At 70.8% G+C, this 19,493-nt stretch carries 17 protein-coding genes; 10 read left to right on the top strand and 7 right to left on the bottom strand.

Annotation, left to right across the window (positions count from 1 at the left end; genetic code table 11):
• Positions 1-241: 241 nt before the first annotated feature.
• Positions 242-1,876 (bottom strand): serine/threonine-protein kinase, encoded by a 1,635-nt coding sequence (locus AC07FN_RS10160; protein ID WP_478395318.1) that lies wholly within the window; start codon positions 1,874-1,876, stop codon positions 242-244.
• 225 nt (positions 1,877-2,101) lie between these two features.
• Here AC07FN_RS10160 and AC07FN_RS10165 point away from each other — a divergent pair, with 225 nt between their 5' ends.
• The 4 genes from AC07FN_RS10165 to AC07FN_RS10180 all read left to right on the top strand — a co-directional run bounded on the left by AC07FN_RS10165 (position 2,102) and on the right by AC07FN_RS10180 (position 6,760).
• Positions 2,102-3,622, top strand: coding sequence for a sugar ABC transporter ATP-binding protein (locus AC07FN_RS10165; RefSeq protein ID WP_478395319.1), 1,521 nt, complete (start codon positions 2,102-2,104; stop codon positions 3,620-3,622).
• Positions 3,619-4,629: an ABC transporter permease gene (locus tag AC07FN_RS10170; RefSeq protein WP_478395320.1), complete on the top strand. Its 1,011-nt coding sequence runs from the start codon at positions 3,619-3,621 to the stop codon at positions 4,627-4,629. The genes AC07FN_RS10165 and AC07FN_RS10170 overlap by 4 nt, the downstream gene beginning before the upstream one ends.
• Before the next feature lie 139 nt (positions 4,630-4,768).
• Complete coding sequence (locus AC07FN_RS10175; RefSeq protein WP_478395321.1) at positions 4,769-5,773, top strand: substrate-binding domain-containing protein; 1,005 nt, start codon at positions 4,769-4,771, stop codon at positions 5,771-5,773.
• 342 nt (positions 5,774-6,115) lie between these two features.
• A complete protein-coding gene (locus tag AC07FN_RS10180) occupies positions 6,116-6,760 on the top strand; it encodes a trimeric intracellular cation channel family protein (RefSeq protein WP_478395322.1) in 645 nt (214 codons plus the stop codon).
• On the opposite strand, the gene AC07FN_RS10185 is transcribed toward AC07FN_RS10180, so the two are convergent.
• Complete coding sequence (locus AC07FN_RS10185) at positions 6,757-7,209, bottom strand: peroxiredoxin (protein WP_452612774.1); 453 nt, start codon at positions 7,207-7,209, stop codon at positions 6,757-6,759. The two genes, AC07FN_RS10180 and AC07FN_RS10185, sit on opposite strands and share 4 nt — an antisense overlap.
• A gap of 117 nt (positions 7,210-7,326) precedes the next feature.
• On the opposite strand from AC07FN_RS10185, the gene AC07FN_RS10190 reads away from it, so the two are divergent.
• Complete coding sequence (locus AC07FN_RS10190) at positions 7,327-9,294, top strand: hypothetical protein (RefSeq protein ID WP_478395323.1); 1,968 nt, start codon at positions 7,327-7,329, stop codon at positions 9,292-9,294.
• Between the two features lie 42 nt (positions 9,295-9,336).
• Here the strand turns inward: AC07FN_RS10190 and AC07FN_RS10195 are convergent, their stop codons facing one another.
• The gene (locus AC07FN_RS10195) at positions 9,337-10,518 is read right to left on the bottom strand and encodes a low temperature requirement protein A (protein WP_478395324.1); all 1,182 of its coding nucleotides are present in this window, start codon (positions 10,516-10,518) and stop codon (positions 9,337-9,339) included.
• 159 nt (positions 10,519-10,677) lie between these two features.
• Between AC07FN_RS10195 and AC07FN_RS10200 the strand changes: the two genes are divergently transcribed.
• Both AC07FN_RS10200 and AC07FN_RS10205 read left to right on the top strand, forming a co-directional pair.
• Positions 10,678-11,478: an Fpg/Nei family DNA glycosylase gene (locus tag AC07FN_RS10200; RefSeq protein ID WP_478395325.1), complete on the top strand. Its 801-nt coding sequence runs from the start codon at positions 10,678-10,680 to the stop codon at positions 11,476-11,478.
• A 279-nt stretch (positions 11,479-11,757) separates the two neighbouring features.
• Positions 11,758-12,621, top strand: a complete 864-nt coding sequence (locus AC07FN_RS10205) for a 3-hydroxybutyryl-CoA dehydrogenase (protein ID WP_478395326.1) — start codon at positions 11,758-11,760, stop codon at positions 12,619-12,621.
• A 139-nt stretch (positions 12,622-12,760) separates the two neighbouring features.
• Here AC07FN_RS10205 and AC07FN_RS10210 read toward each other — a convergent pair whose 3' ends face one another.
• The 3 genes from AC07FN_RS10210 to AC07FN_RS10220 all read right to left on the bottom strand — a co-directional run bounded on the left by AC07FN_RS10210 (position 12,761) and on the right by AC07FN_RS10220 (position 15,377).
• A complete protein-coding gene (locus AC07FN_RS10210; protein ID WP_478395327.1) occupies positions 12,761-13,318 on the bottom strand; it encodes an SUKH-4 family immunity protein in 558 nt (185 codons plus the stop codon).
• 173 nt (positions 13,319-13,491) lie between these two features.
• Positions 13,492-14,334: an alpha/beta fold hydrolase gene (locus tag AC07FN_RS10215; protein WP_478395328.1), complete on the bottom strand. Its 843-nt coding sequence runs from the start codon at positions 14,332-14,334 to the stop codon at positions 13,492-13,494.
• Positions 14,331-15,377, bottom strand: coding sequence for an alcohol dehydrogenase family protein (locus AC07FN_RS10220; RefSeq protein ID WP_478395329.1), 1,047 nt, complete (start codon positions 15,375-15,377; stop codon positions 14,331-14,333). The genes AC07FN_RS10215 and AC07FN_RS10220 overlap by 4 nt, the downstream gene beginning before the upstream one ends.
• A 125-nt stretch (positions 15,378-15,502) precedes the next feature.
• On the opposite strand from AC07FN_RS10220, the gene AC07FN_RS10225 reads away from it, so the two are divergent.
• Entirely contained in the window at positions 15,503-16,063 is a 561-nt protein-coding gene (locus AC07FN_RS10225; protein ID WP_478395339.1) for a TetR/AcrR family transcriptional regulator, read from the top strand.
• Between the two features lie 12 nt (positions 16,064-16,075).
• Here AC07FN_RS10225 and AC07FN_RS10230 read toward each other — a convergent pair whose 3' ends face one another.
• Positions 16,076-16,729 (bottom strand): GntR family transcriptional regulator, encoded by a 654-nt coding sequence (locus AC07FN_RS10230; RefSeq protein ID WP_452612766.1) that lies wholly within the window; start codon positions 16,727-16,729, stop codon positions 16,076-16,078.
• A gap of 143 nt (positions 16,730-16,872) precedes the next feature.
• Between AC07FN_RS10230 and AC07FN_RS10235 the strand changes: the two genes are divergently transcribed.
• Positions 16,873-18,054: a CaiB/BaiF CoA transferase family protein gene (locus tag AC07FN_RS10235; RefSeq protein ID WP_478395330.1), complete on the top strand. Its 1,182-nt coding sequence runs from the start codon at positions 16,873-16,875 to the stop codon at positions 18,052-18,054.
• Positions 18,051-19,244 carry an acyl-CoA dehydrogenase family protein gene (locus tag AC07FN_RS10240; RefSeq protein ID WP_478395331.1) on the top strand — a complete coding sequence of 398 codons (1,194 nt, stop codon included), beginning with the start codon at positions 18,051-18,053 and terminating at the stop codon, positions 19,242-19,244. Before AC07FN_RS10235 ends, AC07FN_RS10240 begins: the two co-directional genes overlap by 4 nt.
• Positions 19,245-19,493 lie beyond the last annotated feature (249 nt).

The following is a 19,493-nucleotide window of genomic DNA, read 5'->3' on the forward strand; positions in this document are numbered from 1 at the left end:
GGCGGTGCCGGTAGCGGAACCTCAGGTGCCTTCTCGCTGTGGGATCCCGACTCATGAATGCCGATTCACCACATCGGGGCTGTCCTCGCGAGAAGACCTCTGAGAACCTGCGGCGGTGCCGGTTGCGAGGGGGGCTAAGCGGCTGCGCCGCTTCAAAGACACCGCACCTCACACCACGACATCCAAACAGCCTCTGAAGGCGCCCGATTTTAGGCAAAATCGGGAGCTCTTCGGCTCGGGGTCAGGCGCGCGTGCTGTAGCGGCCGAAGGCGTACTGGCTCAGTGCCGTTCGGGCCCTGCGCGCTTCCTGGCGGCGGGTCAGCCAGCCGCCCGTGGCCCCGATCGGGAAGACCCGGGCTCCGCCCCGGTGCGCGGGGGCGCGGTGCCACCACTTCGACGGCGGCTTCGAACCGTTGGCCAGCCACACCACCAGCGCCGCTCGCTTGCCGTTGTCGACCACGTCGACCCGGTTCACCTGGCTCCACGGGATCTCCCGGGTCAGGCCCAGGCGGGAGATCAGCAGCCCGTCACTGTTGATCTTCAGGCGCAGGCTGGGCAGCAGCACCCGCCCGATCGACCAGAGCATGCTGACGGCCAGCAGCAGCATGCCCAGCCGGAAGATCGCGACGTGCTCGGCCGAAAGCCCGCCGTAGGTCTGGAACACGCGGTTGGCGCCGAACATGATCAACGCGCAGATCAGCGCCGACATCGCGGCGCGGAACCGGCCGCCGGTGGCGAACACCGGGCCCGGGTTGTCCTTGCGCACCCGTGGCACCGGGTGCTGGTTCTGCGCGGTCTGCCTCGGGCGCGCCGGGACGATCTTGTCCCGCATGCGTTCGGGCGCCACCGCCGCGGGAACCACGGGAGCGGGCGGGGCGGGAGCCGGTGCGACCGGTGCGGGCGGCGCCGCGTTCTGGGCCTGCGTGTAGGAGCGCGTCGCGGGCCTCGGCGTCGCCGGGACCTGCTGCGGCGGGGGAGTGTCGGGCAGCGGCGCGTTCGCCGTCTGCTGCAGCTGGGTGGCGTGCTGGGCGATCACGTCGCTGATCGCCGGCGGCAGCCAGGAGTTGCCCTGCGGGCTGGACTCGCCGATCTGGTCGAGCAGGTCGCCGGGCGTCGGCCGGTCGGCCGGGTCCTTCGCCAGGCAGCTCGCCAGCAGCGGCCGCAGCCCGTCGGGCACCTGGGCCAGGTCGGCCTCGGCGTGCACCACCCGGTACAGCAGCGCCGCCGTGCTCTCCTCGCCGAACGGACCGGTGCCGGTCGCGGCGAACACCAGCACCGCGCCGAGGGAGAACACGTCGCTGGGCGGCCCGACCTCGGTGCCGAGGGTCTGCTCCGGGGAGAAGAAGCCCGGCGTGCCCAGGAACATGCCGGTCGCGGTCAGGGCGTTGCCGGCCATCGCCCGCGAGATGCCGAAGTCGATCACCCGTGGCCCGTCCGGGCCGAGCAGCACGTTGGCCGGCTTCAGGTCGCGGTGCACCAGGTGCGCGCGGTGGATCGCGCCGAGCGCCTCGGCCAGCCCGGCGGCCAGGCTGCGCACCGTGGCCTCCGGCAGCGGGCCGTGGTCCACGACGGCCTGGTGCAGCGTCGGCCCGGGCACGTACTCGGTGGCCAGCCACGGCTGCTCGGCGGTCGGGTCGGCGTTGACGACCGCCGCGGTCCAGAACCCGCCGACCGAGCGGGCGGCGTGCACCTCGCGGCGGAACCGCTCGCGGAACTCCGGGTCCTCGGCGAGGTCGGCCCGGACGACCTTGACGGCCACCACGCGGCCGCCGCGGGAGCGGCCGAGGTAGACACCGCCCATGGCGCCGCGGCCCAGCCGGGCGAGCAGCCGGTAGTCGCCGACCCGCGTCGGGTCGCTGGCCAGCAACGGCTGCACGGGACCTCAGCCTCCTGCCTCGAAGATCGTGGATTCGTCCCCAATGAGCTTACGGATCCGCGGCCCCGGCGTACGCCGGTCCACTCGACTGGTCACGGCGGCGGTGTACTGGTAATCGAATACTTGGCTTCGTTCCAACCTTTTCCCCGGGTGTTCGTTGTGGGTATGATCCGGCGCACTGCGAGCCCGAAGGAACGATCACGCGGATCCGATGGGAGGCGCTTCGTGACGTCCACCGAGCAGGACCGACCCGCCGTCGCGCTGCACGGCGTGGGCAAGCGGTTTCCCGGGGTGGTCGCGGTCTCCGACGTCACGCTCGCCATCCCGCCCGGCGAGGTGCACGTGTTCGCCGGGGAGAACGGCGCGGGCAAGTCGACGCTGATGAAGCTGATCGCCCAGATCGAGCAGCCCAGCAGCGGCCGCATCGAACTGGACGGCGTCCCCGTCGCCTACCAGGGGCCGGGCACGGCCCGGCGGCTCGGCGTGTCCATGGTCCACCAGGAGTTCGCGCTGGCGCCGGACCTGTCGGTGGCCGAGAACCTGTTCATCGGCCACGAACCCGGCCGCGGCGGGTGGATCTCGCGGGCCGGGGAACGCCGCGCCGCGCGGGAGCTGCTCGGCCACGTCGGCCTGGACATCGACCCGGGACGCCGGGTGGCGCTGCTGTCCACTGCGGAGCAGCAGCGCGTCGAACTGGCGAAAGCCCTTGCCGTGCAGGCGAAAGTGCTCATCCTGGACGAGCCCACGGCCAGCCTCACCGAGCGGGAGGCGGAAGAGCTGTTCGGCATCGTCCGGGAGCTGACCGCCAAGGGCATCGCGGTGCTCTACATCTCGCACCGGCTGGACGAGATCTTCGAGATCGGCGACCGGGTGACTGTAATGCGCGATGGCGCGGTCGTCGCCACCCGGCCGGTGACCGAGCTGGACGAGGCCGGGCTGGTGCAGCTCATGGTCGGCCGCGAGGTGGAGAACCTGTACCCGCGCCACCACAACCCGCCCGGCGAGGTGCGGCTGAAGGTCGACGGGCTCACCCGGGACGACGTCGTCCGCGACGTCTCCTTCGAGGTCCGGGCCGGCGAGATCGTCGGGCTGGCCGGGCTCGTCGGGGCCGGGCGCACCGAGCTGGCGCGCGCGGTGTTCGGCGCGGAGCTGCCGGACGCGGGCACGATCACCTTGGACGGCAAGCGGTTGCGCATCCGCGGCCCGTCCGACGCGATCGCCGCCGGCATCGGATACCTCACCGAGAGCCGGAAGACCGATGGTCTTGCCCTCCAACTGGGGGTGGACAAGAACATCACGATGGCGAAGCTGCCGATGCGCGCCGGCCTGATCGACCTCGCCGGCGAGCGGCGGATCGCGGAGCGGGAGCGCGACGGCCTGCGCATCCGGGTGCCGTGGGTGGGGCGTCCGGTGCGGCTGCTCTCCGGCGGCAACCAGCAGAAGGTGATCCTGGCGCGGTGGCTGGAGACCGGCGCGGAGGTGCTGTTCTTCGACGAACCCGGCCGCGGCATGGACGTCGGGGCCAAGTCGGAGATGTTCCAGCAGATGGATTCCCTTGCCGCGCGCGGGAAAGCGGTGGTGTTCATCTCCAGCTACCTGCCGGAGCTGCTGAACATGTGCGATCGGATCCTGGTCATGCGCGGCGGGCGGATCACCGGGGAGGTCCGCCGCGCGGAGTTCTCCGAGGAACGCGTCGTCGCGCTGGCGACCGGAGCCCGCAATGCCGAAAACGGGGGCAACTCATGACTGAGCGGACCAAGTCACCGTCCACTGGGGACCGCGGCCCGCTGGGAGCGCTGGGCGACCGGCTCTCCGGCGCGGTCTCGCAGGTCGCCGCGGCAGGCGCGCTGATCGTCGTGTTCATCGTGCTTTCGGTCATCGCGCCGGCCTTCCTCACCGCGGACAACCTGTTCAACCTCGGCTCGCAGACCTCGGTGAACGCGGTGATGGCGGTCGGGGTGACGCTGGTGATCATCACCGGTGGCATCGACCTGTCGGTGGGTTCGGTGGCGGCGCTGTCCGGGGTGCTCGGCGTGCTGCTGATGGCCGAGTACGGCTTCAACCCGCTGGTGGGCGTCGTCGGCGGCATCCTGGTCGGCGCGGTCGCCGGGCTGGTCAACGGGCTGCTGGTGTCGGTGGTCGGGCTGCCGCCGTTCATCGCCACCCTCGGCATGCTCAGCGTCGCCCGCGGGCTGGTGCTGATCGCCACCGGCGCCGTCGCGGTGTTCGGCGCGCCGGAGTCGTTCCGGCTGCTCGGGCAGGGCGTCATCAACAGCATCCCGATCCCGGTGCTGCTCATCGCGCTCGTCGCGGTGGCCGGGCACGTGGTGCTCACCCGCACCCGCCTCGGCCGCTACGCGTACGTGATGGGCTCCAACATGGAGGCCGCGCGGCTGTCGGGCGTGCCGGTGCGGCGCTACACCACGTCCGTCTACGTGCTCTCCGGCGCGCTGGCCGGGCTCGGCGGCATGATCGCGGCGTCCCGGATCCACTCGGGCCAGCCGAATTTCGGCGAGGGCCTGGAACTCGATGTCATCGCCGCGGTCGTCATCGGCGGGGCGAGCCTGTTCGGCGGTCGCGGCACCGTGTGGGGGTCGCTGATCGGGGCCTTCCTGGTCGCGGTCATCCGCAACGGGGCGGTCCAGCTCAACATCAGCACCTTCTACCAGAACGTGCTGATCGGCGTGATCATCTGGCTGGCGGTCTGGTGGGACCGGTACCAACGGCGCAAGCTCGGCGGCGATGCCACATGAGGAATCTGCCGCAGAACTCGCTTTGCGCAGCGGTGCGGGTAGCGGCCCCCCTGCGGGAGTGCGCCAAGCGGCTTCGCCGCTTCGAGACAAGTCCCGAACACCAACTCAGCAAGCCGCGATGAGCAAGGGAGCTCGGCCGATGAAGAAGGTACTGACCGCGACGTGCGTGCTGCTTTCGGTTGCTGCCGCCGGGTGCAGCGTCGGGGTGCGCGAGCAGACTGGCGGCGGCGTCCAGCAGGGTGGGCCGATCAAGCTGGCCGTGGTGCCGAAGGCGATCGGTTTCGACTTCTGGGAGAAGGTGCGGGTCGGCGCCGAGTGCGCCGGGTCCAAGCACCCGGACGTGACGATCCACTGGGACGGGGTGCACGCCGAGAGCGACGTCAGCGGCCAGCAGAGCCTGCTGCAGGACCTGCTCTCGCAGGGCGACGTCAAGGGCCTGGTGTACGCGGCGACGGACGCCAAGGCGCTGGCCGACATCACCAAGTCCGCGCAGGGCCAGGGCACCACGGTGGTCAACATGGATTCCGGCACCACGCCGCAGCCGCCGGACGTGCCGGTGTTCGCGACGAACAACGTCGCCGCCGCGGAACAGGCCACCGACGCGCTCGCCGAGCAGCTCGGCGGCCGCGGCAAGGTGGCGTTCATCGAGTTCCAACCGGGCACGAGCACCAACGAGACGCGCGCCGAGGGCTTCAAGAAGGGCCTGGCCAAGCACCCCGGGTTGCAGCTGGTCGCGCAGCAGTCCAGCGACAGCGACTACAACCGGGCGCTGCAGGTCACCCAGGACATCCTCACCGCGAACCCGGACCTCAACGCCATCTACGCGGCCAACGAGCCCAGCGTGCTCGGCGCGGCCGAGGCGGTGCGGCAGGCGGGCAAGGCCGGCCAGGTGAAGGTCATCGGCTGGGACACCTCGGAGGGCGAGATCCAGGGCCTGCGGGACGGCGTGATCACCGGCCTGATCGCGCAGAACCCGTTCAAGATGGGCTACGCGTCGGTGAACGCGGCGGTCGGCAAGATCCGCGGCTCGGCGGACCCGCTGCCGGACCCGGACACCGGCGCGGTGCTGATCACCAAGCAGAACGTCGACGGGCCCGACGTCCAGAAGCTCCTCAACCCCACCTGCGAGAACCCACCCGCCTGAGCGATTTCCCGTCGCCCGATCGGCTGAGTGATGGTTTCCGAACTCGCCCTGCGCGGCGGTGCGGGTGGCGGAACCTCAGACGCCGTCTGGACTGTGGGATCCCCGACTTGTGTATGACCAATACACGGCGCTGGGGCTGTCCTCGCCAAGAACCCCGACGGGGTGGGCGCTGTCTGAGAACCCGCGGCGGTGCGAGCTGAGTCCCTCACCGCATGCGGCTGACGCCGCATTCCGAAAGAACCGCTGAGAACGCGGGCGCGTTCGGCCGCCTGAGCCGGTCGAATGCGCTACTAGCTTGCGGCTGATTGGAGGAACTCCGGCGGTGGCGGTGAGAATGTCTCGGTGGATACCGCGATCGTGAATCCGCTGGTGCAGGAGATCCTCGACCTGGTCGGGATCTTCGCCTTCGCGCTCTCCGGCGCGCTGCTCGCCGTGCGGAAGCGCTTCGACGCCGTCGGCATCGTGGTGCTCGCCGAGGTGACCGCGCTGGGCGGCGGGCTGTTCCGGGACCTGGTGATCGGCGCGGTGCCGCCGGTGGCGTTCACCAACGTCGCCTACTTCACCACTCCGCTGGTCGCCGCGGTCGTGGTGTTCTTCTGGCATCCGAGGCTGGCCCGGATCCGGCGGTTCGTGATGTTCTTCGACGCGGTCGGCCTCGGCGTGTTCTGCGTGGCGGGCAGCATCAAGGCGCTGAACTACGGCATGCATCCGCTGGCGGCGATCGCGCTCGGCGCGGCGACGGCGATCGGCGGCGGTGTGGCCCGGGACCTGCTCGCCGGCGAGATCCCGGCGCTGCTGCACCCGAAGAGCGAGATCTACGCGGTGCCCGCCCTGCTCGGCAGCGCGCTGGTGTCGATCCTGGCCGTGGCCGGCGTGCTGACGCCGGCCACCAGCTCGCTCGCGGCACTGCTCGCGATCGTCGTCAGGCTGCTCGCCCTGCGCTACGGCTGGCGGGCGCCGCTGGCCCGCGGAACCGGGCCTGCCTAGGCACCCCGCCGGAGCACTTCCAGCGCGGTGTCGGCGTGCGCGGCCATCCGGAACTCGTTGCGGATCACCGCCAGCACCCGCCGCTGCTCGTCGATGACGAACGTGTGCCGCTTCACCGGGATCGGGCCGAACCGCCGCTTCACGCCGAACTGGCGGGCCACGGTGCCGTCGAAGTCGGACAGCAGCGGGAAGCCGAAGCCGTGCGCGTCGGCGAACTTCTGCTGCTTGGCGACCGAATCCGCGCTGATCCCGACCGGCTGGGCGCCGAGCTCGGCGAACTCCGCGGACAGGTCGCGGAAGTGGCAGGTCTCCGCCGTGCAGCCGGTCGTCATCGCCGCGGGGTAGAAGAACAGCACCACTGGGCCGTCGACCAGCAGGTCGGACAGCTTGCGTTCGTTGCCGCGCTGGTCGGTCAGCGCGAAGTCCGCCACCACGTCGCCTTCTCGCATGCCGCCTCCTCGAAGGGATCGGGATCCACAGGGTATGCGCACCGCCGCACACCCGGACGGCCAGCCCGGCGCCGATTCGCCACCGGTCGTCGGGGGCCACCTCTACTGTGGTCGATCATGGATCTGAAGGGCAAGAAGATCTACCTGTCCAGCACCGAAGCGCCGGTCTCCCGGGCGGAGTTGGAACGGCGGTTGGCGGAGCTGGGCGCCCAGGTGGTCGAGCCGGACGCTGCGCCGGATGCGGTGCTGGCCGGGGAAGTCGTGTTCTCGGTTCGCTTACCGGACTTGGCGGAGCAGAAGCTCGGCGTGCCGATGCTGCCGGAAGCCGAGTTGTACGAGTTGTTGCTCCGCGGCGAGCAGGCCGATGGTTCCTTCGCCGATCACGACGCGTTGGCGGCGGCGAACGACCCGGCGGAATTGCTCGGCCTGCTCCGGGAAGCGGAGTGGGCGGCGTTCGCGCCGGAGCGGGATTTGCCTTCGCTGCGGGAGAAACTGGCCGAGCTCGAACGCGAGCACGGCGTCACGCAGGCGCACCGGCTGGCGACCGAGCGGTTGGTGGCGCGCGGTGCTCGGTTGCGCCACCCGCACGCCCATCCCGCCTACGAGGACGGCGGCGGGCTGCTGGACTTCGAGCTCAGCCCGTGCGGTCGGCACCTGGCCACCAGCCGGTGGGGCGAAGACGCGGAAGCGGGCACGGTGCAGATCTGGGAGATGAGCACCGGTCGCGCCGTCAACGAGATCGTGATCGACGGCGGCGTCGGCTGGCTGGGCGACCGCGACACGGTGCAGTGGTCGGCCGACGGCACGCGCCTCGCGGTCGGGTTCTGCACCAACCAGGTCGGGGTCTGGGATCCCTTCGGGCAGAGCGCCAACCCTCACGGCTACGCGGACGTGACGGACGGCAACGACTCGTCCGCGACCTTCGCGCTGGCACCCGATGGCCGGCGCGCCTACATCAGCATGCGCACGAGCCACGAGGTGATGGGCTGCATCGCGCCGCTGGACCGGGGCGAGGTCGTTTACGCCCACCAGTTCGACCACCTCGAAGGCCCGCAGCCCGAACTGCTCCCCGAGCCGATCCCGGCGGAGGCCAGGCAGCTGCTCGGACCGTCGCAGATCGGCCGTGACGGCGAGCCGGACCGCTACGAGTTCTTCTTCCACCAGGTGCGGTGGTCGCGCGATGGCACCCGGCTCCTGGGCGACGACGGCCCGATGGCCTGCGTCGTCGACGTGCCGGGCGGGCGGATGCGTTGGGCGGCGCAAATCGGCGATGCCAGCTGGAACGGCCTCAGCGCCCCGCTCGCGTGGAGCCCGGACGACCGGTTGGTCGCCGCCGTCGCGAGCGGTGAGCCCGGCACGCTGACCGTGCTCGACGCCCGCACCGGGAGCCAGGTCGGCGAATCGGTCGAGCAGACCCCGGGAATGTTGCACTGGGGCATGCGCGATGCGGACGCGCGGCTGGCGATCGTGCTGCCGGACGGCGGCGGCGTCGACGTCCGCGACGAGGACGGCCGCCGCTTCCACCTCGACATCGACACGACCAAGAAGATCGGCATGCACGATGCGGGACCCGAGCGCCCCTGGGCGTGGGAACCGTCGGGGGAGCGCGGTGCGTGCCTGACGGCCGACGGGCGGGTCGAGGTGTGGTCCCTGGGCGACGAGCCGGCGTGCGTGCGGTCGATCGAAGTGCCTGCGGAGACGACGGCGGTGCTGTGGGGCGCCTCCGGGGTGCTGGCCGTGATGGGGGAGTACGCGCTGCGGTTCGTGCGCGCCCTGACCGGCGAGGTCGTCGGTGACTTCGAGTTCGGCCAGGAATCCGACGAGGAACTGCGCCCCGTTGAGGAGGGCGACTTCATCGGCGACATGTTCCAGGAGGATTCGTTCCCGCTGGACGAGTCGACCTGGTGCACCATCGCCAAACCGGCCGTCGGCCCGGCGGCGTCCTTGGTGATCGGCCCGGAGGATGCCGACCTCGACGCGGTGCTGGCCTGGACCGTCGACCGGCGCTTCGCGTGGCCGGTGCGGTGGGGCGTCCTGGACGTCGTCGAGGATCTCGAAGCTGCCGAGGCCGCTCTGCAGCGGTGACTTCGCGCCGTGGCCCCGCGCGCACGGGGCCACGGCGGCGGGTCATCCCGCCGAAATCCGGCGCTGCTGCAGGAAAAGCCCGGCGACGAGCACCAGGGCCATCACGATTCCCATCGTCAGCACGGAACCCGAGATGGTGAGCCGGTCCGCCAGCAGCGCCACCACCACGAGCAGCGCGCAGCCCACCCCCGTCAGCACCAGGACCGGCGAGCCCGCGTCGGCCATCCGGGAGTGCAGGACGGCCGTCGTCACCAGGTAGACGATCAGCGGGATCGCGACGGTCAGCGCACCGGCGACGGTGCTCACGTGCGCCTTGTGGGCGTTGACGTCGATGGCCACCTCCAGCCCGGCGCCGACCGCGGCGACCGCGGCGAACACCAGGTAGTGGCCGTATCCCCAGGCCAGCGGGGCGCGCTTCGTGTCGCGCAGCTGCTCGACCGCGGAGTGCTTGAAGTAGATCCACCACATCGCGAAGATCATCAGCAGCCCGCCGATGCCGATCTCCAGCAGCTCCGGGGACCATCCGCCGTCGGAGACGTCCTCCTGGATCGCGGCGGTCACGGCCAGCACTACCTCGCCGAGCACGATGATCGTGAACAGCCCGTAGCGCTCCGCGATGTGGTGCGGGTGCCAGGGGGTCCGGGCGCGCCGCTCTGCGAACGCCGGAACCGCGAGTTCGGCCAGCACCAGCAGCGCGAAGCCGGCCTCGGCCCACGGGTGCGGCAGCGCCAGCCGCAGGAGCCAGCCGATCTGCACCACCGAGATGCCTGCCGCGTACCGCAGCGAGCAACCGCGGCTGTCGGGATGCTCGCGCGCGGCGCGCAGCCACTGGGCGACCATCGCCACGCGCATCACCACGTACCCGATGGTCACGATGGTGAAGTCGTAGTCGTGGAACGCGCCGGGCACCCCGGCGGCGAGCACCAGCACCCCGCCCATCTGCAGCAGCGTCAGCGCGCGGTAGAGGGCGTCGTCGGTGTCGAAGGCGGAGGCGAACCAGGTGAAGTTCATCCAGGCCCACCAGATCGCGAAGAACACCATGGCGTAGCCGATGCCGAACTCGGCGAAGTGCCCCTCGGCGAGCCCGTGGTGCAGCTGCACGGCGGCCTGGCCGACGGCCGCGACGAAGCACAGGTCGAACAGCAGCTCCAAGGGCGTGGCCACGCGGTGTTGTTCTGCCGGGTCGCGCGCGACCATCACGCGCCGCAGAGGTGGGATGTTCATGGCCCGGATTCTCTCCAAGCCGAGCGGAACCCGCTAAGGGGCCGTTCGGGAACCGGGCGTGAGACGTCGCCACCGGTGCCGGGCGCCGTCGGGACGTGCTTGCCCGGAGCCTTTCCGGAGTGGCCGCTAGGACGGCGCGCCGGCGGGTAGCCGGGAGGCATGCCCGAATTGCCGGACGTAGCAGGATTTCGCCGGGTCGCGGAGCAAGCGACCGGCAAGCAGGTGCGCGAGGTGCGTGTGCACGACGCGCAGGTGTTGCGCGGCATCGGCGCGGACGCGTTCCAGCGCGCGCTGCGGCGCAGGTTCTTCGCCGAGCCGCGGCGGCACGGCAAGTGGTTGCTGATCCCGACGGCGCCCGCCGCGAACGCCTCGGCGGCGCCGCCGACCTTGCTGGTGCACTTCGGGATGACCGGGAATCTCCAGTGGTGCGCCCACGACGAGGAACTGCACGCGCACGACCGGGTCGTGTTCGACTTCGCCGCCGGCGAACTCCGCTACCGGGACATGCGGAAGCTGACCGGCATCCACCTCGCGCGGGAGCAGGACGAAGTGGACGGTCTGCTGGCCGACCTCGGCCCGGACGCGCAGCGCATCGACGCCGCCGAGTTCGGCTCGCGGCTCACCCGCACCCGGCGCGGCCTCAAGCCGGCGCTGATGGATCAGTCGGTGCTCGCCGGGCTCGGCAACATCTGCGCCGACGAGATCCTCTGGCGGGCCAGGATCAACCCGAACCGCTCCACCGCCGAGCTCAGCGACGGCGATCTCGGCCGGTTGCACCGCGAGATGCGCGAGATGCTGCGGGTGGCGGTTCGCGCGGGCCGGGTTCCGGACGGCGCGTCGTGGCTGACCGGGCACCGCGACGAGCCGGACCGGAGGTGTCCGCGGTGCTCGTCGGCTTTGCGGCGATTGCGGATCGGCGGCCGCAGCACCCTCTTCTGCCCGGTGTGCCAGCCGGGGTGACCAGCGCGTATCCATGCTCGGAGTGCATGCATTCATGCGCAGAGCGTGCTGTAACCTGAAAGAACTTCAGGGGGTCAGGGTCGGACCGGGGGTCCGACCGCGCGGAGCCGGGCCCGGGGGGATCCGGCCCGGCTCCGTACGGCCCACCCTTCCCGCGCGGTGGTGTGATCGACGTGGCCTAGCGCACTGTTCACCGGTCGGCAATCGCTGTTTTTGGCATGATCTGGCCGACGAAGGCCCTGCAGCGGCAGCGCAGCCGGAAGCGGAAGGATCGGTGTGGTGACGAAGATCGAACGCCTGGGAGTCGTCGGTGGCGGGCAGATGGGCGGCGGCATCGCCGAGGTCAGCGCCCGAGCCGGCATCGACGTGATCGTGTGCGAGGTCAACGCCGAGGTCGCGCGCGCCGGCCGGTCCAGGCTGTGGAAGTCGCTCAACCGCGGGGTGGAGAAGGGCAAGCTCACCGAGGCCGAGCGCGACGAGGCGCAGTCCCGGCTGCACTTCACCACCACGGTCGCCGACCTCGAAGACCGGGACATGGTCATCGAGGCGATCGCCGAGGACGAGGGGCTGAAGCTCAAGCTGTTCGCCGAGCTGGACAAGGTGGTGTCCGATCCGGAGGCGATCCTGGCGTCGAACACCTCGTCCATCCCGATCGCCAAGCTCGCCGGCGCCACGAAGCGCCCGCAGCGGGTCATCGGCGTGCACTTCTTCAACCCGGTGCCGGTGCTCAACCTCGTCGAGCTCGTGCCGTCGTTGCTGACCGCCGAGGACACGACCGCGCGGGCCACGGCGTTCGCCGGTGAGCAGCTGGGCAAGGAGACCATCCGGGCCAAGGACCGGTCCGGGTTCATCGTCAACGCGCTGCTGGTGCCGTACCTGCTGTCGGCGATCCGGATGCTGGAGGGCGGCTTCGCCACCGCCGAGGACATCGACAAGGGCATGGTGCTGGGCTGCGCCCACCCGATGGGCCCGCTGCGCCTGTCGGACCTGGTCGGACTGGACACCCTGAAGGCCATCGCGGACTCGATGTACGCGGAGTACGCCGAGCCCACCTACGCGGCCCCGCCGCTGCTGCAGCGGATGCTCGACGCCGGCCTCAAGGGCAAGAAGACCGGCAAGGGCTTCTACACCTACGACAACTGACCGCTCGCGCGGTTTCGCGACACCAGGTGGCTCTCTGAGCCGGATGCTGCTCGTAGCGCCCTCGCCAGGCGTGATGAGCGGCATCCGGCCTTTGTCGGCACTGTCCGGTCGACTTCGCGCGAGATCGTGCCCTTCCCGATCAGGCGAACGGGTCGATGCCGGGGCCAGGGGTGGCGACGCGGGCCAGGACCTTGGGCCACCAGAGGTCGGGGGCTTCGAACGAGAACGGGTCCATGGCCCGCAGCTGGTCGCGCAGCTCGCCGAGGGACTTCTCGCGAACGTCCGGATCGTCGACCGGGTGCATCCGGAAGCGGTCGATCAGGTAGAGGAACTCGACGAACTCCGCCAAGTTGTTGTTGACCACGTCGAATTGCGGTGGATCGGTCCGCTGCACGAAGGTCACGAAGCCCTCCTGCGCGTCCAGCGAGAAGTTGATGACCGGATCGTCCGGCACCCAGCCGAGGAGGACTTCCCGGTGCACGGAGCCGTCCTTGGTCCGGACGTCGAAGACCTCCAGGAAAGGGGGCTCGCCTTCGACGTGGTTGGTGAAGATCACCGGGCTGAACGCGGGGATCCCCACCCGCGCCAGCACCTCAGCATCGGCGTCGCGGACGCGGAGCCGTTCGGCCTCGTCGGCCGACACTGTGACGACGTTCTCCGGACCGTAGAGCTCGACCAGGTCCTGATTCGTGATCACGAAACCTTCTTCCACCGGTGGGCGACGAGTGAAACGCTACCGCCACCGATCCGCGCCACTTGACCATGTCGCGAGAAACGCCCCCTGCCCGCGAGGAGGGGGCGTTTCGGTGTCCGGTCGTAGCGCTCCGCAGCACGAAGCCGAGTTTCGTCGCGGAGCGTTGCGGTCTTCCGTCACCCCCGGGGTGGGTTCAGGAAGGTCAGGATCTCTTCGGTGATCCGGGCCGGGTCGTCCTCCATGGGGAAGTGGCCCGCGCCGGGGATGATCGACAGCTGCGCGCCCGGGATGTCCTCGGCCAGGCGTTGCGCGTAGGCGAGCGGTTGCCAGCGGTCCCCGGCTCCCCACACGATCTTCACCGGCGCCGCAAGGGTTTTCAGCAGCGGGGCCACCCGTTGCGTCGGCGCCGAGTCGTAGTGGCGGACCTGGTGTTCGAAGAACGACGCCCGGCCCATCGGCGTCCGGTGCGGAGCGAGGTAGGCCTCTAGGGTTTCGCCGGTCATCCGGGTCGGGTCCGCCACGGTCATCGCCAGCTGGCGGGTCAGCATCGCCTCGAACTCCGCCTGGGGCATGGCGGCGTGGTCGGCCAGGTGGTCGCGGATGATCTCCCGCCAGGTGCTCGACGGCCACGAGTCGTAGCTCACCGAGTCGATCAGCACCAGGCGTTCGACGCGGTCCGGGTGGCGGGTGGCGAAGATCTGCGCCACCGCGCCGCCGATGTCGTGGGCGATCAGCGCGCAGCGCCGGATTTCCTGCTGCGCCAGGACTTCTTCGAGCAGATCCGCCTGCGCCTCGACCGAGGTGTCGCGGTTCGGCGGGCGCTCGGAGGCGCCGTAGCCCAGCAGGTCGTAGGCCAGCACGCCGTGCCCCGCGGCTTCGACGGGCGGGATCACGTTGCGCCAGATGTAGGAGTGCGACGGCGTTCCGTGCAGGAACACGAGCGTTTCGCCGGTGCTGCCGGCGGTCCGCCGGTAGGCCAGCCGGACCCCGTCGACGATCAGGTCGCGGTCCAGGATCATGCCGCACCGTCCAGGGTGATCACGAGCTTGCCGAAGAAGTCCTTGGCGGCGAAGGCTTCCTGCGCTTCGGGCAGTTCGCGCAGCGGGTACGTCCCGGCCAGCAACGGCGTCAGCTCGCCGCGGGCGATGTGCTGCAGGAGCTGGGCGAAGTCGTCGTGGGTGCCGAACGAGGAGCCGATCAGCTGCAGCTGGCGGAGGTAGACCGTGCGCAGGTCCGTCTCCACCAGCGGGCCGGCGATCCCGCCGGCCACGACGTAGCGGCCCAGCGGCCCGAGCATCCGCAGCAGCGCGGGGAAGCTCGGCCCGGCCACGACGTCGGCGACCACGTCGACCGGGCCGACCGCGGCCCGCACCGCCGCCTCCAGGTCGGCGGCGCGCCGGTCCACCGTCGCTTGCGCTCCGAGGCGCAGCGCGCGCTCCCGCTTCGCGTCGCTGGTGATCGCCACGACGCGCGCTCCGCGCAGCGTCGCGAGCTGGATCAGCGCCGAGCCGACGCCGCCGGAGGCGCCGGTGACCACCACGGTCTCGCCGGCGCCGACGGCCGCCCGGTTCAGCATCCGCATCGCCGTCGCGTACGCGGTGGGGAAGGTCGCCAGCTCCGCATCGCCGAGGTCGCTGTCGATCTGGTGGGCGTTCTGGGCGGGCACGGTGGTGAATTCGGCGAATCCGCCATCGCGCTCGCTGCCCAGGTACGCGGTGTCGACCAGTTCTCGTTCGCCGCCGGTGTAGAGCATCGGGTCGACGATCACCCGCTCGCCCAGCCGCGATCCGGGCACGCCCGCGCCGGTCTGGTCGATGCGGCCGACCACGTCGGCGCCCTGGACGCGCGGGAACTCCAGCGGCTCCCGCCGCCAGCCCGCGCTCGCCCCCGGATCGTCGGGGGAGCCGTACGCGCCTTCGCGGGTCCAGATGTCGGTATTGTTGATCGCCGTGGCGGCGACCCGGATGCGCACCTCGCCCGGTCCGGCCTGCGGCTCGGGCACGTCTTCCCGGTACGCCAGCTTCTCCGGCCCGCCGAAGCCGGTGAGCAGCACTGCCCTCATGGGAAACACTCCGTTCTGGGTCTCGGCGCCGGTCAGAGCATGTATACCGACCGGTGTGGTTACCAGGGTAGGCATGGTCGGCCGTGGTGTGTCAACACACCGGTCGGTATAGTCGGGGCGTGGAGTTGTTGGAGAGGCTGACGCCGGCCGGGCGGCGGGTGCTCGACGTGGCGGCCGAGCTTTTCTACCGGCAGGGCATCCACGCCGTCGGCGTCGAGGCGATCGCCGCCGGAGCGGGCGTCACGAAGAAGACCCTGTACGCGTGCTTCGGCTCGAAGGACCAGCTGGTCACGGCGTACCTCGTCGAGCGGGACCAGTGCTGGCGCACCTGGCTCCAGCGGTGGGTCGTCGAGCACGCGGCCACGCCGGCGGACGAGCTGCTGGCGGTCTTCGACGCGCTCGACGCGTGGATGGGCGGCGCGGACTTCCGGGGCTGCGGATTCGTCAACGCCCTGGCGGAGATCCCGGACCCGGAGAGCCCGGCCCGCGCAGTGATCATCGGCCAGAAGCGGTGGATGCGCGAGTACTTCGAACAGCTCGCCGCGGCGGCCGAGCTGGCCGATCCGGCGGACTTCGCCGACAGCGCCCTGCTGCTCTACGAGGGCGCGACGGTCGCGGCCTCAGCGGGCTTCGACGGCGCGGTCCGCCAGGCGCGCCGAGCCGCGGAGATCCTGCTCCGGGCCTGAGTCCCGGCCTGATCAGTCCACTTCGGACGCGATGGTGGCGCGCAGCGCGTCGACCGCGTGCCTGCGGTGCTCGTCGAGCAGGCGCACGAGGTCGTCGGCCCGTCGGTCCGCGACCGCCGCCACGATCGAATCGTGCTCGTGGCGGACGCGCTCGCGGTTGGTGCTGGAGTTGTAGTACACCGCGCGGTAGGCGTCGGTGGCATCCCAGAGCGTGCGCACGACGCGCAGCAGGCGGGGCATCCCGGCGGGCTCCAGCAGCGCGAAGTGGAACCGCCGGTTCGCCGCGATCATCGCGACCAGGTCGCCGCTGTCGGCGGCCTTCTCGACGTCGACCTGGGCGTCGGTGATGCGGGCCAGGTCGGCCTCGGTGAGCCGCTCGGTGGCCACCGCCGCGGCTTCCGATTCGAGCAGCTCGCGCATCCGGTAGACCTCCAGCAGGTCGCTCAGCGACAGCTCCGCCACCGAATATCCCCGGTGCGGCTGGTAGATCACCTGGCCCTCGGCCTCCAGCGTCTTCAGCGCCTCGCGCAGCGGAACCCGGCTCACTCCGAGGCGCTGGGCGATGGTGTCCTGCCGGATCGGCTGGCCCGGCGCCAGCTCGCCGGACACGATGGCCCTGCGGAGCTCGCCGAGGACGAACTCCTGGGTGGTGGGTGGTCGTTGCATCGGCTCTCCGGTTTTCGCGGTTCTCCGGCGTCTTGACCGCCGCCCGATCAACTGTATATTGGATCCAAAATTACGGCGAGGCAAGCCGCTGTTCGGACCACCGCGCCCATTCGCGCTGGTCCGCCTGGCGGAGGGGTGGGTGCATGGAGACGCTGCCGCTGGAGGGCGTGGTCGTCGCGGACTTCAGCCGAGTGCTGGCCGGGCCGTACGCGACCATGCTGCTGGCCGACCTCGGCGCGACGGTGATCAAGGTGGAACGCCCCGAAGGCGGCGACGACACGCGTTCGTGGGGACCGCCCTGGACCGAGCACAGCTCCGCCTACTTCGAGTCGGTCAACCGCAGCAAGCGCAGCATCACCCTCGACCTCGCCGACCCGGCCGGGCAGGAGGCCGCGCGCCGGCTCATCCGCCACGCCGACGTCCTGGTGGAGAACTTCAAGTCGGGCTCGCTGGCCCGCTACGGCCTGGACCACGAGAGCGCGCTCGGCATCAACCCGCGGCTGGTCTACGCCTCGATCTCCGGGTTCGGCAGCAAGGAAGGCGCGCACCTGCCCGGCTACGACTTCGTGGTGCAGGCGCTCGGTGGCCTGATGAGCATCACCGGCGAGGCCGACGGCGCGCCGATGAAGGTCGGCGTGGCGCTGGTTGACGTGCTCACCGGCAAGGACGCGGCGCTGGGCATCATGGCGGCGCTGCGGCACCGCGAGCTGACCGGCCGCGGCCAGCACGTCGAGGTGAACCTGCTGTCCAGCCTGCTGGCGTCGCTGGCGAACCAGATGAGCAACCTGCTGACCACCGGGGTCGCGCCGCAGCGGATGGGCAACCGGCACCCGAGCATCGCGCCGTACGAGGCGCTGCGCTGCGAGGACGCCTTCCTGGCCGTCGCGGTCGGCAACGACGGGCAGTTCCGCAAGCTCTGCGATGCGCTGGGCCTGGTCGCGCTGCCCGACGACCCGAGGTTCGCGACCAACGCGCAGCGGGTGGCCAACCGCGAGGAACTGGCGAAGCAGCTGGAGAACGTGCTCGGCGCGCGGACCGCCGCGGACTGGCAGCGGCGCCTGCAGGGCGTGGGCATCGCGTGCGGTCAGGTCAACGACCTGTCGCGGGCCGTGCACTACGCCGAATCGCTGGGACTGCGGCCGATGGTCGATCCCGGTGGCGGCGCGGCGATGCAGGTGCGCACGCCCATCGACTTCTCCGGCCACGGCACCGCCGAGGTGGCGGCGCCGCCGCTGCTCGGCGAACACACCGAGGAAGTCCTCGCCTGGCTGGAGGACTCCGAACAACAGCTTTCCCCGCTCGTATCGAGGAGGAGCCCGCAATGAGTGCCGGTGGAAAACGTCCCGCGTTCGACCCGCGCGATCCGCTGGGGATCGACGCCGAATTCACCCCGGAGCAGCTCGCGATGCGCGACAGCGTGCGCGCGCTGTGCCGGGACCACGTGCAGCCGTACGTCGCGGAGTGGTTCGAGCGAGGCGAACTCCCGCAGGTCCGGGAACTGGCCCGGGAACTGGGCAAGCTCGGCGTGCTGGGCATGCACCTGGAGGGCTACGGCTGCGCCGGACTGTCCGCAGTGGACTACGGCATCGCCTGCGAGGAGCTGGAGGCCTGCGATTCCGGGCTGCGCTCGCTGGTTTCGGTGCAGGGCTCGCTCGCGATGTTCGCGATCTGGCGGTGGGGCTCGGAGGAGCAGAAGCAGCGCTGGCTGCCGCAGATGGCCGCGGGCGAGGCGATCGGCTGCTTCGGCCTGACCGAGCCCGACCACGGCTCCGACCCGGCCTCGATGCGCACCGCCGCGCGCCGCGACGGCTCCGACTGGGTGCTCAACGGCCGCAAGATGTGGATCACCAACGGCACGGTCGCCTCGGTCGCCGTGGTGTGGGCGCAGACCGATGAGGGCGTGCGCGGCTTCGTCGTGCCGACCGACACGCCGGGCTTCTCGGCGCCGGAGATCAAGCACAAGCTTTCGCTGCGGGCGTCGGTGACCAGCGAGCTGGTGCTCGACGACGTCCGGCTGCCCGCCGACGCGGTGCTGCCGGAGGTCACCGGGCTGCGCGGGCCGCTGTCCTGCCTGAACGAGGCGCGCTACGGCATCGTGTGGGGCGCGGTCGGCGCCGGGCGCAGCTGCCTGGAGGCGGCGCTGGACTACGCGACCACCCGCGAGCAGTTCGGCCGGCCGATCGGCGGCTTCCAGCTCACCCAGGCCAAGCTCGCGGACATGGCGGTGCGCGTCCAAAATGGACGGTTGCTGGCGCTGCACCTCGGCAAGCGCAAGGATGCCGGCGAGCTGATCCCGCAGCAGGTGAGCTTCGGCAAGCTGGACAACGTCCGCGGTGCGCTGGAAGTGGCCCGCACGGCCCGGACCATCCTGGGCGCCAACGGGATTTCGCTGGAATACCCGGTGATCCGGCACATGACGAACCTGGAGTCGGTGCTGACCTACGAGGGCACCAGCGAGATGCACGCCCTGACCATCGGCCAGGCCCTGACCGGCCTCGCTGCCTTCCGCGGCTGACGTTCCCGCGGTTTCAATTGGAAATCGAAGGTTGGTTCCATTGAAGTTGCGGGAGTTGTCCACACCCTCCGGCGTGTCGGGGTCCGACGCGCCGGAGGGCCGCAATTTCCATTGAAATCAGAGGTTCGATTTCCATTGAGGTGATCTCAGTGGAATGGGGGCTGAGGTCTTGAGGTGGTGCGTGCTGGGGGGTTTGAAGAGAGTGGGCGTGGGGTCCTGGTAGAAGAGGTCTCACCACAAGATCGTCTT

Source organism: Saccharopolyspora sp. NPDC045941 (assembly GCF_056431445.1).

Bases quoted from the DNA above. Each gene is read 5' to 3' on its own strand.
- AC07FN_RS10235 (WP_478395330.1), top strand. From the start codon at position 16,873: ATGGAGACGCTGCCGCTGGAGGGCGTGGTCGTCGCGGACTTCAGCCGA.
- AC07FN_RS10190 (WP_478395323.1), top strand. From the start codon at position 7,327: ATGGATCTGAAGGGCAAGAAGATCTACCTGTCCAGCACCGAAGCGCCG.
- AC07FN_RS10185 (WP_452612774.1), bottom strand. From the start codon at position 7,209: ATGCGAGAAGGCGACGTGGTGGCGGACTTCGCGCTGACCGACCAGCGC.
- AC07FN_RS10230 (WP_452612766.1), bottom strand. From the start codon at position 16,729: ATGCAACGACCACCCACCACCCAGGAGTTCGTCCTCGGCGAGCTCCGC.
- AC07FN_RS10175 (WP_478395321.1), top strand. From the start codon at position 4,769: ATGAAGAAGGTACTGACCGCGACGTGCGTGCTGCTTTCGGTTGCTGCC.
- AC07FN_RS10170 (WP_478395320.1), top strand. From the start codon at position 3,619: ATGACTGAGCGGACCAAGTCACCGTCCACTGGGGACCGCGGCCCGCTG.
- AC07FN_RS10200 (WP_478395325.1), top strand. From the start codon at position 10,678: ATGCCCGAATTGCCGGACGTAGCAGGATTTCGCCGGGTCGCGGAGCAA.
- AC07FN_RS10220 (WP_478395329.1), bottom strand. From the start codon at position 15,377: ATGAGGGCAGTGCTGCTCACCGGCTTCGGCGGGCCGGAGAAGCTGGCG.
- AC07FN_RS10240 (WP_478395331.1), top strand. From the start codon at position 18,051: ATGAGTGCCGGTGGAAAACGTCCCGCGTTCGACCCGCGCGATCCGCTG.
- AC07FN_RS10215 (WP_478395328.1), bottom strand. From the start codon at position 14,334: ATGATCCTGGACCGCGACCTGATCGTCGACGGGGTCCGGCTGGCCTAC.
- AC07FN_RS10195 (WP_478395324.1), bottom strand. From the start codon at position 10,518: ATGAACATCCCACCTCTGCGGCGCGTGATGGTCGCGCGCGACCCGGCA.